This is a genomic window from Rheinheimera sp. ATLC3 (assembly GCF_059429535.1).
Map to the genome: position 1 here is coordinate 2,060,093 of NZ_CM182103.1, position 14,057 is coordinate 2,074,149.

The window sequence follows — 14,057 nt, forward strand, 5'->3', positions numbered from 1 at the left end:
GAAGCTTGTGCTTTATAGTAAGGCTGTCACTGAATCTAAGGCCGCTATGATAATTCAACGCGTTAGCAGTACCAGCAATTTTATTACCTGGTTTGGCAGCTTGTTGCTGCTGACATTTTTTGGCTGGCTTGGCTGGCAGGATTATCAGCAGCACCAAACCACTGATGTGTTGCAAAAGTGGGCGCTGGCGTTTTTGGTCAGTGAACTGCTGCTATTGCTGTTGTTATCAGATATGCAACGCGTCACGCGGCGGCTGATGCGTGAACTGCAGCAATCGCAGGAGCTAAAACAACAGCGTGAAACCCAGCAGAATAAACAGTATCAGCAGGCACTGAGTACACTGAACAATATTGCCGCCAGCTTCAACCCGGATTGGCGCGAACAGCTACGTCAGGCTTTGTTAGTTGCAGCTGATTATCTGCACCTGCCAATCGCTATACTGAGCAAAATAAACGACGATGACTATCAGGTGGTCGTCCACAGCGCGCCGGCTGGTTTACTGCAGGATGACTCGCATTTTGAGCTTGGCCAGACATACTGTAGTTTAACGCTGGCAGGCAACAGTGTATTTGCCGTGCATCATATGAGCGATAGTAAATACGCCAGCCATCCATGCTTCAGTGCTTTTGCGCTGGAAAGTTATATCGGCGCAGCAGTGCAGGTAGAGGGCACCCCGTTTGGCACCATCAGTTTTTCATCAGCCAAACCAAGAGTGCGGCCATTCAGCCAGCTAGAGCGCGATTTTGTCAGCCTGCTGGCACGCTGGGTGGGCAGCAATATCGAACGGCGCCGTTATCTGGAAGCACAGATTGAAGTGGCTGAGCGGTTGAAAAAAATATCCAGCCAGTTGCCGGGTATGGTGTTTCAATTCAGACAAACAGCTGAGGGTAAATTCAGCTTCCCTTACTGCAGTGAAGGCATTCGTACGCTGTTTCATTTGACACCCGAGCAGGTAAAGCAGGACGCCTCCCCGCTATTTGCATTAGTTCATCCTGATGACCAGGAATCAGTACAGCAGGGCATACACCAATCTGCCGAGACACTGTCGCTATGGAAACAGGACCATCGCATTCAGCATAGCGATGGCGAGGTAGTGTGGCTGGCAGGCCGTGCCGTGCCGGAAAGCCAGCCAGACGGAAGCATACTGTGGCATGGTTTTGTCAGCGACATTACCGAGCGTAAAAAAATCGAGCGGTTAAAAGATGAGTTTGTCTCTACCGTCAGCCATGAGCTACGTACACCACTGACAGCAATCAGCGGCGCCATCGGTCTGTTGCATGGTCAGGTGTTTGGTCAGCTACCGGCTCAGGCGATGCAGATGGCTGAGCTGGCACAGGCAAACGTTAAGAAGCTACAGTTGTTGATAAACGATTTACTGGATATGGATAAACTTATTGCCGGCAAAATGCAGTTTGATATGCAACCGCAACCTTTGCTGCCAGTAATAGAAACTGCAGTGCGGGATAACCAAAGCTACGCTCAACAGTATCAGGTGCAATACCGGCTGCAGGCCGACGCCAGTGATTTGTGGGTCAACGTCGACAGCATGCGTCTGCAACAGGTGATGACTAACTTACTGTCTAATGCCGCCAAGTTTTCTCCAGCCGGTGCCGATGTCGATATACTGGTGCAATGCCAGCAGCAACAGGCGCTGGTACGGGTAATAGACAAAGGTTGTGGCATCAGTGATGAATTTAAGAAAGACATTTTCAGCCACTTTTCCCAGGCTGACAGCTCTGACAGCAAGAGTAAAGGTGGCACTGGCCTGGGTCTGGCTATCAGCAAGCAACTAATGACCCGAATGCATGGTAGTATAGGTTTTCATTCTGAAGTCGGTAACGGTAGTGAGTTCTATCTGTTACTGCCACTGGTCAGTGAAACAGACCCCAGCGAGGTTGAGCTATGACAGAATTACAACGCATTATGCATGTTGAAGACGACCCGTCTATTCAACAGGTTGCCAAAATTGCTCTGGAAGCTGTTGGCGGCTTTACCGTACATACCTGCGGCAGCGGCCAGCAGGCACTGGCTGACTATCCGGCATTCACACCGCAACTGATCCTGATGGATGTGATGATGCCGGGCATGGACGGCCCGACAACCTTACAACAACTGCAACAGAAGTATGATCTGTCAGGCATACCGACTGTTTTTATGACCGCCAAAGTGCAAAGTAATGAAGTTTCATCTTACAAGGCACTGGGGGCGGCGGATGTAGTGGTAAAACCTTTTGATCCTATGACTTTATCAGAGCAAATCCGTCAGATTTGGCGTGATTTTCACAGTTAACCTGCCTGCGCCACCCTGATATCAATACAGCAAGCTGTATAACTTGCGCCGGTATTGGCTGGCCACACTATCCCCTTTTGGCAGGGCAGCCAGAATATCCAGAAACAGTTTTTTGCTACTGCCAAAATTTAAATCCTGCTGTAATACGGTAAATAACAGCGCTAATGCTTCTTCACTACGTTGTACCGCCTGGTACTGCACCGCCAACTTTTCTTTTAATTCGTTGTTAGCCGGTTCATTGCGCAGTGCGGCCTCTAATGCCTGTATTTCCGGGGTGTCGGCAGCTTCTTTTGCCAGTTGAAGCTTAGCCAGTACAGACTTATACAACGCATCCTGTTGCGCCAGTTTTATCTCTGCCAGCATAGCCTCGGCCTGAGTCAACTGCCCGAGACCTATCGCCGTATCAGCCAGCCACAATTTAATGTCGGTGCGCTCAGGTGCCAGCGCCAGCGCATCTTTTAACAACGGATAAGCAGCGGCATAATCCTGCGCTGCCAGTAATGGCTCGGCTTTTGCCAGCAACTCATCTTCCGGTTTTGGCAAATAAGCCGCCAGCTTAGTCAGGATAGCCTGCTCTGTCTCAACGCCGGCAAAACCATCCACCGGGCGGCCTTGCTTAATAAACATTACGGTAGGCAGTGACTGCACCCCAAACTGCATCGCCAGGTCCTGCTCTTTATCACAATCAACCCTGGCCAGTAACAGCTGCTGTGGATATTGCTGCACAATCCGCTCTAACACCGGGCTTAGTTGTTTACAACCCTCACTGCGGGCAGACCAGAACTGAAACAGCACCAGTTTCTGCATGGAAGCATCCAGTACTTCGCGGGCATTGCTCAAAGATACGTCAACGATCGGCTGTAACATAAAACCTGAAATCCTGTGTTAGTGGTTTATATCGCTATGTTAACTACTATGTGGGCATAACAGTGGCTTTGCAAGCCTTGTAAATGCTGATAAAAGCAGCAAATTCGACAGAAAAAGCATCGACATCGGGCTGGCTATCACGTAAATTAAACAGGCGCATTAAAAAACGACTGCACAGCAGCAAATAACCATAGCGCCATAGTTTGAGTTTAACAGCTTATCCTGTTTAACCAGTCCACGTAGCAAACAGAATAAAACAGCACAGAAGTGCTGTTTAAGTTATTCACCCGCGACTTTGTCCGCAAAGCCGTGGTGTGTTGTCGTTGCCACATCAAACTATGAGAAATCAAGATGACCAGCCAGACCAAGTCAGCCGACTTAGCCAGAACAACCGAGATGTTGTCCGGTGCCGCCATGGTAATTCGCGCTCTTGCCGATGAAGGCGTTGAATACCTGTACGGCTACCCGGGTGGCGCCGTATTACATATCTATGACGCGCTGTTTCAGCAAAATAAAGTCAAACATGTGCTGGTGCGGCATGAGCAAGCTGCCACGCACATGGCCGATGCTTACGCCCGTGCCAGTGGCAAAGCCGGTGTTGTACTGGTAACGTCCGGCCCGGGTGCCACTAATGCCGTCACCGGCATTGCGACCGCCTATATGGATTCGATTCCAATGGTGGTGTTAACCGGCCAGGTCATGAGCCATCTGATCGGCGGAGACGCCTTTCAGGAAACCGATATGCTCGGTATTTCACGGCCTATCTGCAAACATAATATGTCCGTACGCCGGCCGGAAGACATCCCGCTGTTAATTAAAAAGGCGTTTCATATCGCCCAAAGTGGCCGCCCGGGCCCGGTGGTGCTGGATATTCCAAAAGATATGACGATGCCTGATCAGAAGTTTCCGTATCATTACCCCAGCGATGTTAGCCTGCGCTCTTATCAGCCGAAACAACAGGGCCATGCTGGCCAGATCAAAAAAGCCGTTACAGCATTACTGGCAGCGAAGAAGCCTGTGTTATACGCCGGTGGCGGTGCAATTTTAGGTAAAGCGTCAGCAGAGCTGACCGAACTGGCACAATTGCTAAACCTGCCTGTCACCAATACCCTGATGGGGTTAGGTGCTTACCCGGCTGATGATAAACAATTTATTGGTATGCTGGGTATGCACGGTAGCTACGAAGCGAACCAGACCATGCACCATGCTGATCTCATTCTGGCGGTCGGCGCCCGCTTTGATGACAGGGTGACCAACAACACTAAAAAGTTCTGCCCGGATGCCACCATAATTCATATCGATATCGACCCGGCCAGTATCAGTAAAACGGTGAACGCGCATATTCCTATTGTCGGTTTGGTACAGCCAGTGCTGGCCGACATGCTGGCTTTGCTGAAACAGAAAAAGAAAAAACTGGATGCCTCAGCCCTGACACAGTGGTGGCAGCAAATTGAGCACTGGCGCAGCCTACATGGTGGCCGCTACGATACTGACGCCCCGCTGTTAAAACCGCAGTATGTTATTGAGCAGGTGAGTAAAATCACCAAAGGCGAAGCCTATGTGTGCAGTGACGTTGGCCAGCATCAGATGTTCGCTGCCCAGTACTATAAATTCAATCAGCCCAACCGCTGGATTAACTCTGGCGGCCTGGGCACCATGGGCTTTGGCCTGCCTGCCGCTATGGGCGTTAAATTGAATTACCCGGACGCCGATGTCGTCTGCGTAACGGGTGAAGGTTCTATCCAGATGAACATTCAGGAACTGTCGACCTGCAAGCAATACGGCCTCGGCGTGAAGATTATTAACCTGAACAATGGTTACCTGGGCATGGTAAAGCAGTGGCAGGACATGAATTATGAAAGCCGCTATGCCAGCTCTTACATGGACTCACTACCAGACTTTGTCAAACTGGCTGAAGCTTATGGCCATGTAGGCATTCGGGTAACCAAACCGGAAGAGCTGCAACCGGCGTTAGAACGTGCTTTTGCATTGAAAGATCAACTGGTGTTTTTAGATATTCATATCGACCCGAAAGAGCACGTCTACCCCATGCAGGTGCCTGGTGGTGCGATGAATGACATGTTTTTAAGCAAAACAGAGAGGACTTAACATGCGGCATATTATTTCTGTTCTGCTGGAAAACGAGTCCGGCGCTCTGGCACGTTTGGTAGGCTTGTTTGCCCAGCGCGGCTATAACATAGACTCGCTGAACGTGGCTCCAACTGACGACGCAACTTTATCACGCCTGACACTGGTCACCCACGGTAACGATCAGGTTATCGAACAAATCAGTAAGCAGCTGCATAAGCTGATAGAGGTGGTAAAAGTATCGGACATCAGCGAAGCCGCACATATTGAACGCGAGTTGATGCTGGTCAAAGTGAAAGCCACTGGTAACCAGCGCGAAGAAGTAAAACGCTGCGCCGATATTTTCCGCGGCCAGATTATCGACGTCACCCCTGCTACTTACACTATTCAACTGGTCGGTACCAGTGACAAACTGGATGCCTTTATTCAGGCGTTGGGCACTACCCCCATTATGGAAGTGGTGCGCAGCGGCGCTTCAGGTATCGCCCGCGGTGAAAAAACCCTGGCGTTGTAAAAACACGGCTGCAATACTCCCCCCCGGCTCGCCACAGCAACTCGGTCACGCTAAAGCGTGCGCTCAGACACTCTGTGGCAACCGGGTCGAGTTTCCAGCCTGCTTCTGAAGTTAAACCACACCGGTAAACCAGGCCAGAAACAACAACGCAAAACCAATCAAATACGCTAAACCCAGCCAACTCAGCAGCTTCAGCGGTTTACTGAGCACTATAGCGCCGTCGCCACGCATCAGGCTGTAGTTTAGCCAGGCGAATACCGGTGTGGTTAAAAAAGCCAGTGTCATGGCAAACGTCAGCATTGGCGCCAAAGCCGCTTTAAAAAACAGGATTAATGCCATACCGGCAGCGGCCTGTGCCAATAACCAGTAGTTCAGCGCTGCTTTGTGTTTAATAACCCCCAGCTGCTCAAAAGACGCATGTAAGGTGCGGGCATAGCCATCTAGTACAGTAATGCTGGTGCCAAACATACATAAAAAAGCAATAAAGGCCACCAGCGGCTGGGCCCATTGGCCTATAGTGCTGGCATACATTTGCATGAGCTGCTGCGCAAAAGCAGTGCCAGCCAGTGCTATTGGCTGCTCGCTACCATACTGCACCAGTGCCCCCAGTGACAGGAACACCAGCGCCAGCGCCGCTGTAAGCCAGTAACCAAGATTAAAATCGAACAGCCCCTGAGCGCGGGTAATATGTGTTTGCCGTTGCTTCGCCTGCAGCCAGAGTGAACTTATTGCCGAAATTTCAATCGGTGCAGGCATCCAGCCCATCAGCGCGACCAGAAAACCTAAACTGGCTAACGTCCACGGCGATGGGCCAACATAGCCGGCCGGTGCCTGAGCGCCGTTGTGCCAGGCAATCACTGCTGCTATTACCGTAGTAACTGTCAGTAACGTCATGATCAGCTTCGATACGCTATCGAGCGCCTTGTAATGACCCAACAGCAAAATAAGCAAACATAACGCCAGAATAAGCCAGCACAACAGTGTCACTGAAATGTTGCCAGGCAAGGCGTATTGCAGCAAGCTGGCGGTTAGCAACAGTACACCTGCTGTATTGACCACGGCAGCAATAACATTCAGCACAATAAAACTATAAAAATAGCCGCGGCCTTTGCGCTGATAGCCGTGTAACAGGCTTTCTTTGCGGGTTAACGTATACTCTACGCCAAAGCGAAAGAACGGATACTTCAGCACATTGACCAGCAAAATCAGCCATGCCAGTTGCCAGCCAAATAAAGCACCGGCCTGAGTTGATGCCACTAAATGCGAACCGCCAATTGCGGCAGTTGCCATCAGAATTCCCGGCCCTAATGCCTGAAAACGGCTACGCCAGCCAGTTTGTTGCTGCATAGTTATTGTTCTGTATTGTAATTTTTGTTGCGCCCAGCTTAGCCAAAGGCCCGGTTAATTACTATTGGGTAGGCGGTTTTTTCTGCTGTACATTGGCAATGCCTGCGAATTCTTTCATACTGGCCGCAAGCCGCTACAACACTGAGGTATTTATGAGCGAAGAACTGCTTGATCAGGCCATGTTATTTGAAGTTGTCGAGAACCAGCTGGCCGACAATTACCCAAAGCAGGTAACCGAAACCCTGATGCGCCTGCGCATGACAGGCCACAGCCGGGATGAAGCCATCGAGCTAATCGCCTGCGCGCTGGCACCGGAGATGGTGGATGTGATTGAACATCAGCAAAGTTTTAATTTAGAACGTTATGCTGCCCACCTGGCACAACTGCCTGAAACGCCCTGGCTGGGAGATGACGAGTGACAACCGCAGAAGTGCAACATCAACCGCAGCAGCAGCGCTTTGTATTGCACCTGGATGGTGCAGAAGCTGTACTGGACTATGCAATAACGGGCAAGGTTATCAATTTTCACCACACCTTTGTGCCGGTTGAATTTCGCGGCAAAGGCCTGGCAGAGAAGTTGGTTCGCCACGGCCTGGCATGGGCCAAAGCCCAGCAATACCAGATAACTGCCAGCTGCTGGTACGTACAGAAGTTTTTGCGTTAGAGCGCCATCACTGCCTCTACACACCACTTCGCACGTTTTCCCTGAATTGGCAAATTGTTTGCATAACCTGCCGGGCCGTTAATGGCAAAGCAGGGAGCAGTAACAGGTTATGCAGCAGTTTGTTGAACAACATAAAGACGTGCTTAAAGCCACGATGCCAGGCGTAAAAGGGCATGAGGTAAAACTGCAGCAACTGGATGACTGGTGGGGCAAAGTCAGCCTGATCGGCAAAATTAACAGCCTGCGGCTGGGCTCCGACATTTTAACCAGTATGGATGTTACCAAGCAGCGCTTCAATCTGCTGCAACATACACTGATAGACAACCTGCTGCAGGAACAAACCCGCAAAGTGCTGCTGTACGACAAAGCCTGCTGTCAGATGGCAATGGATGTGCTAACACGCAACCTGTTTGAGCGCACTGCCGATATTGGCTTTCTGGCAACCGATCAGCAAATCTGTCAGTTTATGGCGCAAGCTGATACGCAGGAGACAGAGCACGCCGCTTTGCTGCGCCATCTGCAGCATTACGTAGCAAACTATTCCGTGTATGACGATGTTGTACTGCTGGCTATGGATGGCCGTATTTTACTGCGGCTTAACCAACAGCACAGTGCAACGCACTCGCATGATCCTTTGCTGCAACTTAGCCTGGCCCAGGGCAGCAGCTATACCGAAACCTGCCGCTATTCTGATTTACAGCCGGATAAAGCCTTAAGTCTGATTTACTCGCAACCGGTATACGACGCACAGCAACAGGTACTGGGAGTATTATGCCTGTGTTTTAATATTGCTGATGAGCTAAATACCATTTTCAGCAAACTGCTGATGGCTAACCAGCACAGTATTATGGCGCTGGTTACGGCCGACGGCAGTGTGGCCTTCAGCTCGGACCAGACAACACTGCCTGTACTGAGCAAAGCTGAAACGGTACAGCGCCTGAAGCTGCAGCGGCATGAACAGAAAAACTATTTGATTAGCGTGGCCAGCAGCCGTGGTTATCAGCAGTACTACGGCCCCGGCTGGCAGGTGCAGATGTGGACGCCGCTGGATACACTGACACAAACGTCTACCTTGCCGGCCACTGACAACACACTGGCCGAGACCGGCCTGTTCCCGGCATTGTCAGCAATTAAACTCGAGTCGATGCAGGTTAATGACGAACTCAGCCTGATTGTACTAAACGGCGAGATAGCGGCAGCACGCAAGCATGCCATAGAGTTTATTCCGGTACTGAACGCCATCAGAGGCATCGGGCAGGACATTTATCAGGTGTTCTCCTCTTCAATCGACGAGTTAGCAGCCACTATTATGCACAGCCAGTTGCTCGAGCTGACTACACTGGCAGAACTGGCTGCCGACATCATGGACCGTAACCTTTACGAGCGGGCCAATGACTGCCGCTGGTGGGCGCAGAATGCCAGCTTCCGTCACACCTTAGCGCAGCACAACATCTCAGCGGAACAGCGCCAATTACTAACGCAGCAACTGGCGTACATCAATGGCCTGTACACGGTTTACCAGACAATTTATTTATACGACGCCAGGTTACAACTTGTCGCCTGCTCAACCGGCGATGCGGGCGGCGTCATGGAAACTAGCAGTGCTGCCGAAGCCTGTCTTAAACTGTCACAGCCACAGCAATATGTCGTCAGTGATTTTGTACCAAGCCAGCTGTATCAACAGCAACCCACCTATATCTACAATGCTGCACTATTTCACCCATCTGATAGCGGACAGGTTATTGGTGGTATTGGCCTGGTGTTTGACAGCACACCACAGTTCAGCGCCATGCTAAGCGATATTTTGCCTAAAGATGAACACGGCAACATAAAAGCCGGCTACAGCGCCTGCTTTACCGATGCCAGCGGCCGGATTATTTCCGCCGTAAACGCTAAATGGCAGGCCGGCACAATGCTGCCATTGCCAGCAGAGCTGTATCACCAGGCGTTACAACAAGCGCTGACGCGACAGTGCGAGCTGGACGGTCAGCAATTTCTGGTGGCGATTGCACCGACCAAAGGTTACCGCGAATATAAAACCAGCGACGGTTATCAGAACCAACTGTTCGCCTGCTTACTGCTGCGTATATAAGTGATATCAACGCTCATGTGCACCACAGTAGACCGCAGGTTATGCATAAACCTATCTACAAACCATTAACCTTAAGCTATAGTACGGCGCAGTATTCGCACCAACAGGAGTAAGGTGTTGCAAACCAACCAGTTACTGATCCAATTAATGCTTTATGTGTTTTTACCCCTTTGGGGTATCGCCGGTTTTATCGACTGGTGCTGCCACCGTGCTACCCGTATTGAGCATACGTCAGGTTTGAAAGAGTCGCTGGTGCACTCGTTAATGGGTATTCAGATGGCAATACCTATCCTGCTGTGTCTGCTGTTTCAGGTAAATGTACTGATTATGCTGATCTGTATAGCCGCCTGGCTGGCCCACGAGGCCGTGGCGCATTACGACGTGCACTATGCTGCGCCGAAACGGCATATCAGCGTCTGGGAGATGCATGCCCACAATTATCTGGCCACTTTGCCGCTTTATATGCTGCTGCTGATCATCGTGATTAATTATCCGGTCTTTATTAAGTTAATCAGCTTTGACTGGCAGGGCGAATTTTACTTTGCCCGTATGCCGTACGCCCACGGCGGTGACACTTACCTGCCGTACTACCTTGGCTTTATGGCACTGGTATGTGTACTGCCTTACATGGAAGAAAACCTGCGTTGTCTGCTGGCAGCATTAAAACAGCGGCGGGTAAGCGCATGAGTGTTTATATTACGTCCAGCGGCCACTTTTTACCCGGGCCGGCCATCAGCAACGACGAGATGGAGCCGCTGCTGGGCTATGTACATGGCAAACCCAGCCGGCTGAAACGGCGTATTTTGCAGTCAAATGGTATTAAAAGCCGCCACTACGCCATAGATGCCAACCACAATACCACTATTTCCAATGCTGCTATGGCAGCCAAAGCCGCCGAGCACTGCCTGAGCCAGAGCTTTCTGGGTAAACGCCAGATCAAAATGCTCAGCGCCGCCACCAGCCAGGGCGATATTGTGCTGCCTGGCTTTGGTTCTATGCTGCAGGCCGAGCTGGGGCTTAACGATATAGAGCTGCACAGCAGCCATGGTATTTGCTCCAGCAGCTTGATGGCTTTGAAAGCGGCTTTTACTAACCTTAAAGCCGGTGAGCAGCAAAATGCGCTGGTAGTGGCAAGTGAACTGACTTCACGCTTGTTTAAAGCCAGCCGCTATGAGGCGGCGGGCACAGCGCCGGATTTTAACGCCGAGTTTCTGCGCTGGATGCTATCGGATGGCGCCGGCGCCCTGCTGCTGGAAACCCAGCCACGTAATAAGTGTTTTCGCATTGATTGGATCCGCAGTTTCTCCCATGCCGATGCTTACCCGGTATGCATGAGCGTTGGTTACCCGACAGACAACAGTATCAATCGCAGCTGGCAGGATTACCCAACCTATGCCGCCGCCGAAGCCGATGGCGCTCTGTTGATCCGGCAGGATGTCAGGTTGCTGGAGAATATCGTAAAGCTTGGTGTCGATGGTTATTTACGCCTTATCGCCGAAGGCCGGGTGCAAGCGGATAACATAGACCATGTGTTGTGCCACTATTCCTCGCATTATTTTCGCGGCAAAATTTTCGACATGATGCAGCGCGCCGGTGTGGGCATAGCCGAACATAAGTGGTACAGCAATCTGTATAGCCGCGGCAACACCGGCTGCGCCTCCATTTTTATTATGCTGGACGAGTTTCGCCGCACTCAGCCATACAATGTTGGCGATACTATCTTATGCATGGTGCCCGAAAGCGGCCGTTTTAATAATGCTTATATGCAACTTACAGTGGTGGAAGCATGACCGAGCAGCTGTTAAGCCCGCAAGGGCAACAATGTTTACAAGCCCTGATGCGGGTGTGGTTTGAATTTGAACGCCAGCTTGGCCGGGTACCTTTGCTGCAACGGCTTGAGCGCGGCCAGTTCAGCAAAGCCGATTATTGTCAGCTGCTGCTAAACTGGCGCCAGCAGGTTATTGAAGGCTCGCGCTGGATCAGCCGCTGTGCCTCAAGTTTTGACCGCGATTACAGCGATGTGCGCTCGGTAATCATCGGTCATGCCCGCGAAGAGCACCGCGACTACGAAATGCTGGAGCAGGATTATATGGCTGCAGGTGGCAGCTTAAGCGATATTCAGGGTGCAGCGCGTAATGTTGGCACTGAGGCATTACATGGTTTTTTAATGTACCGTGCCAGCCAGCCTAACCCGGTCGATTTAATTGGCGCTATGTGGATAATCGAAGGCTTAGGGCAAAAAATGGCCAGCGGCTGGGCCGGCCAGATAGACAGCTGCACCGGCGGCGATGGCAGCTATACCCGTTTTATGCGCTACCACGGCGCCAACGACGACGACCATATGCAAAAGCTGTATCAGCTGATTGACCGGCTATGCCAAAGCCCGCAGCAGCTTAACGCAATAGTGCGCACCGCCCGTGTCACCGCAAGGCTGTATTGCCTGCAGCTGGAGGAAACCGATAATGAGTATTAAGCCAAACCACGGTCCCAGCGCCTATATAAAAGCTATCGCCAATGACAATTCACTGCCCATTGAGCAGGCCGCGCTGGATTTATGGCAGCAAGATCTACAAAACCCGCTACGCTGGAGCATCCGCCCGCTGCTGCAGTTTATTTTCGCCATTTTGCTGCATCTTACCTGGCTGTTTAAGCGCCTGCCGCTACCACAATTCAGTGCCCACACCACGCTGCAGCGGCTGATTTGCTGGTTTTGTACACATTTTGTCAGCAAAGAAGCGAACTTACTGATTTTACGTCACTACGCCACTGAATCGAATATCCTGAATTTTCTGGCGGCCAACAGTGGCAGCGATACAGCGACGCCGGTTCAGCTTTACCCAAAATGTATTGCCGATATGCAGCATGCCAGTTTTGTGCAGCACGATCAGGAGCTATTCCGCCTGTTTGCCGAACTTGGCCGCCATCAAAAACCAGCCACGCCACGCAGTAATGCAGAGCTTAACTGGCAGCACTGGCAACCGCTTGATATGGCGCAGTTTCAGCTTCAGGAAAAACGCACACAAAAGCTGGATTTTGAAACCTCGCATGCGCTGTTTATGTGTTTGTTCTGCTTGCTGCTAACACGTGAAGAATACCGTGATGCGATTAACGGTTTTAACCTCGACCAGTCAATTGCTATCCGTATAGGCCATTTAGTCAGCGATAACACTCTGACTGAAATGGCCTATAACAAATATCCGCATTATCTGGTCGGGCCCTGGAACCTGGGTCAGCGTTTTCTCATGCACGGTTTTTTTACCGAGCACTTGTATGCCTACCTGCAGCAGCGCTATAGCACAGAGAAAACTGACGTATGAAGCAGGTTGCACTGGTAACGATACACGGTATGGGCGAAACCGAACCCGACTACGCGGCAACGTTATTCCAGACGGTGCAACAGGGCTTGGTGCAGCCTGCGCAGCTGTATTGCGGCACAGTGTATTATCAGGATCTACTGCAATATAACGAACAACGGGTGTGGCAAGCCACGGGTTTCAGGCTGCGCTGGAGTAAGCTGCGCCGCTTTATGTTATTCGGTTTTGCCGACGCTGCCGCCCTGGAACATCGCAAAGAGCAGCCGCACAGCCTGTACCATTACAGCCAATTGAAAATAGCCCGCGCCTTGTATCTGGCCAAACAGCAACTGACCGCAGATGGCAAACTGGTATTACTGGCACACTCATTGGGCTGTCATGTGTTGTCATGCTATTTGTGGGATGCGCAACAAGCCAAAGCCGGCGTTAAACCTGCCGCCGGTATCTGGCGGGATATAAAACGTTATCAGGCGGGTATCAGTGGCGATACACCATTAACCGATGATGATATTGCTTTTTTACGTGGCGATCGGCTGACAGCCTTGATTACAACCGGCTGTAATATTCCAATTTTTGTTGCCGCCCATGCCATCGAGCAAATTGTACCCTTTACCAAACCCCGCCACGACTTTATCTGGCATAACTATTACGATAAAGACGATGTGTTAGGCTGGCCGCTGGCCGACTTGTCTGACAGCTATGCAGCACTGGTTACGGATATCGAAGTAAATGCCGCAGGTGGCTTTTTCGGCTGGCTGGCCGCCAGCTGGAACCCGTTGTCGCATAACCAGTACTGGCGTGAACCTAAAATAATAACGACATTGATTGCATTACTGCATAAAAGTATTGGTGATACTAACTAACCCCAAATAAGGCCATTTC

14 protein-coding genes are annotated in these 14,057 nt (G+C 51.0%); 12 read left to right on the forward strand and 2 right to left on the reverse strand.

Going from position 1 to position 14,057, the window contains the following annotated elements; genetic code table 11:
- Positions 1–46 precede the first annotated feature (46 nt).
- Complete coding sequence (locus AC5SV9_RS09525) at positions 47–1,906, forward strand: ATP-binding protein (protein WP_475151926.1); 1,860 nt, start codon at positions 47–49, stop codon at positions 1,904–1,906.
- Positions 1,903–2,289 (forward strand): response regulator, encoded by a 387-nt coding sequence (locus AC5SV9_RS09530; protein ID WP_475151927.1) that lies wholly within the window; start codon positions 1,903–1,905, stop codon positions 2,287–2,289. Before AC5SV9_RS09525 ends, AC5SV9_RS09530 begins: the two co-directional genes overlap by 4 nt.
- Positions 2,290–2,310: 21 nt before the next feature.
- On the opposite strand, the gene AC5SV9_RS09535 is transcribed toward AC5SV9_RS09530, so the two are convergent.
- Positions 2,311–3,156: a tetratricopeptide repeat protein gene (locus tag AC5SV9_RS09535; RefSeq protein WP_475151929.1), complete on the reverse strand. Its 846-nt coding sequence runs from the start codon at positions 3,154–3,156 to the stop codon at positions 2,311–2,313.
- A 351-nt stretch (positions 3,157–3,507) separates the two neighbouring features.
- Here AC5SV9_RS09535 and AC5SV9_RS09540 point away from each other — a divergent pair, with 351 nt between their 5' ends.
- Entirely contained in the window at positions 3,508–5,265 is a 1,758-nt protein-coding gene (locus tag AC5SV9_RS09540) for an acetolactate synthase 3 large subunit (protein WP_475151932.1), read from the forward strand.
- A gap of 1 nt (position 5,266) precedes the next feature.
- Positions 5,267–5,758, forward strand: coding sequence for an acetolactate synthase small subunit (gene ilvN / locus AC5SV9_RS09545; protein WP_475151934.1), 492 nt, complete (start codon positions 5,267–5,269; stop codon positions 5,756–5,758).
- Between the two features lie 111 nt (positions 5,759–5,869).
- Here the strand turns inward: ilvN and AC5SV9_RS09550 are convergent, their stop codons facing one another.
- A complete protein-coding gene (locus AC5SV9_RS09550; protein ID WP_475151936.1) occupies positions 5,870–7,105 on the reverse strand; it encodes an NRAMP family divalent metal transporter in 1,236 nt (411 codons plus the stop codon).
- A 152-nt stretch (positions 7,106–7,257) separates the two neighbouring features.
- Between AC5SV9_RS09550 and AC5SV9_RS09555 the strand changes: the two genes are divergently transcribed.
- The 8 genes from AC5SV9_RS09555 (at position 7,258) to AC5SV9_RS09590 (ending at position 14,038) form a co-directional block, all read left to right on the forward strand.
- Positions 7,258–7,524, forward strand: a complete 267-nt coding sequence (locus AC5SV9_RS09555) for a hypothetical protein (protein ID WP_475151939.1) — start codon at positions 7,258–7,260, stop codon at positions 7,522–7,524.
- On the forward strand, positions 7,521–7,769 hold the full coding sequence (locus tag AC5SV9_RS09560; protein WP_331924033.1) for a GNAT family N-acetyltransferase: 249 nt from the start codon (positions 7,521–7,523) through the stop codon (positions 7,767–7,769). Before AC5SV9_RS09555 ends, AC5SV9_RS09560 begins: the two co-directional genes overlap by 4 nt.
- A gap of 109 nt (positions 7,770–7,878) precedes the next feature.
- Positions 7,879–9,861: a cache domain-containing protein gene (locus AC5SV9_RS09565; protein ID WP_475151941.1), complete on the forward strand. Its 1,983-nt coding sequence runs from the start codon at positions 7,879–7,881 to the stop codon at positions 9,859–9,861.
- 114 nt (positions 9,862–9,975) lie between these two features.
- Entirely contained in the window at positions 9,976–10,548 is a 573-nt protein-coding gene (locus AC5SV9_RS09570) for a diguanylate cyclase (RefSeq protein WP_475151943.1), read from the forward strand.
- On the forward strand, positions 10,545–11,651 hold the full coding sequence (locus AC5SV9_RS09575) for a beta-ketoacyl-ACP synthase III (RefSeq protein ID WP_475151946.1): 1,107 nt from the start codon (positions 10,545–10,547) through the stop codon (positions 11,649–11,651). Before AC5SV9_RS09570 ends, AC5SV9_RS09575 begins: the two co-directional genes overlap by 4 nt.
- A complete protein-coding gene (locus AC5SV9_RS09580) occupies positions 11,648–12,334 on the forward strand; it encodes an iron-containing redox enzyme family protein (protein ID WP_475151947.1) in 687 nt (228 codons plus the stop codon). Before AC5SV9_RS09575 ends, AC5SV9_RS09580 begins: the two co-directional genes overlap by 4 nt.
- Positions 12,324–13,178, forward strand: coding sequence for a DUF6999 family protein (locus tag AC5SV9_RS09585; protein ID WP_475151949.1), 855 nt, complete (start codon positions 12,324–12,326; stop codon positions 13,176–13,178). Before AC5SV9_RS09580 ends, AC5SV9_RS09585 begins: the two co-directional genes overlap by 11 nt.
- Complete coding sequence (locus AC5SV9_RS09590; protein WP_475151951.1) at positions 13,175–14,038, forward strand: hypothetical protein; 864 nt, start codon at positions 13,175–13,177, stop codon at positions 14,036–14,038. Before AC5SV9_RS09585 ends, AC5SV9_RS09590 begins: the two co-directional genes overlap by 4 nt.
- Positions 14,039–14,057 lie beyond the last annotated feature (19 nt).

Excerpts from the sequence above, each read along its gene's own strand:
- ilvN (WP_475151934.1), top strand. The coding sequence starts at position 5,267 with ATGCGGCATATTATTTCTGTTCTGCTGGAAAACGAGTCCGGCGCTCTG.
- AC5SV9_RS09540 (WP_475151932.1), top strand. The coding sequence starts at position 3,508 with ATGACCAGCCAGACCAAGTCAGCCGACTTAGCCAGAACAACCGAGATG.
- AC5SV9_RS09550 (WP_475151936.1), bottom strand. The coding sequence starts at position 7,105 with ATGCAGCAACAAACTGGCTGGCGTAGCCGTTTTCAGGCATTAGGGCCG.
- AC5SV9_RS09530 (WP_475151927.1), top strand. The coding sequence starts at position 1,903 with ATGACAGAATTACAACGCATTATGCATGTTGAAGACGACCCGTCTATT.
- AC5SV9_RS09585 (WP_475151949.1), top strand. The coding sequence starts at position 12,324 with ATGAGTATTAAGCCAAACCACGGTCCCAGCGCCTATATAAAAGCTATC.
- AC5SV9_RS09590 (WP_475151951.1), top strand. The coding sequence starts at position 13,175 with ATGAAGCAGGTTGCACTGGTAACGATACACGGTATGGGCGAAACCGAA.
- AC5SV9_RS09565 (WP_475151941.1), top strand. The coding sequence starts at position 7,879 with ATGCAGCAGTTTGTTGAACAACATAAAGACGTGCTTAAAGCCACGATG.
- AC5SV9_RS09575 (WP_475151946.1), top strand. The coding sequence starts at position 10,545 with ATGAGTGTTTATATTACGTCCAGCGGCCACTTTTTACCCGGGCCGGCC.
- AC5SV9_RS09535 (WP_475151929.1), bottom strand. The coding sequence starts at position 3,156 with ATGTTACAGCCGATCGTTGACGTATCTTTGAGCAATGCCCGCGAAGTA.
- AC5SV9_RS09580 (WP_475151947.1), top strand. The coding sequence starts at position 11,648 with ATGACCGAGCAGCTGTTAAGCCCGCAAGGGCAACAATGTTTACAAGCC.
- AC5SV9_RS09525 (WP_475151926.1), top strand. The coding sequence starts at position 47 with ATGATAATTCAACGCGTTAGCAGTACCAGCAATTTTATTACCTGGTTT.
- AC5SV9_RS09555 (WP_475151939.1), top strand. The coding sequence starts at position 7,258 with ATGAGCGAAGAACTGCTTGATCAGGCCATGTTATTTGAAGTTGTCGAG.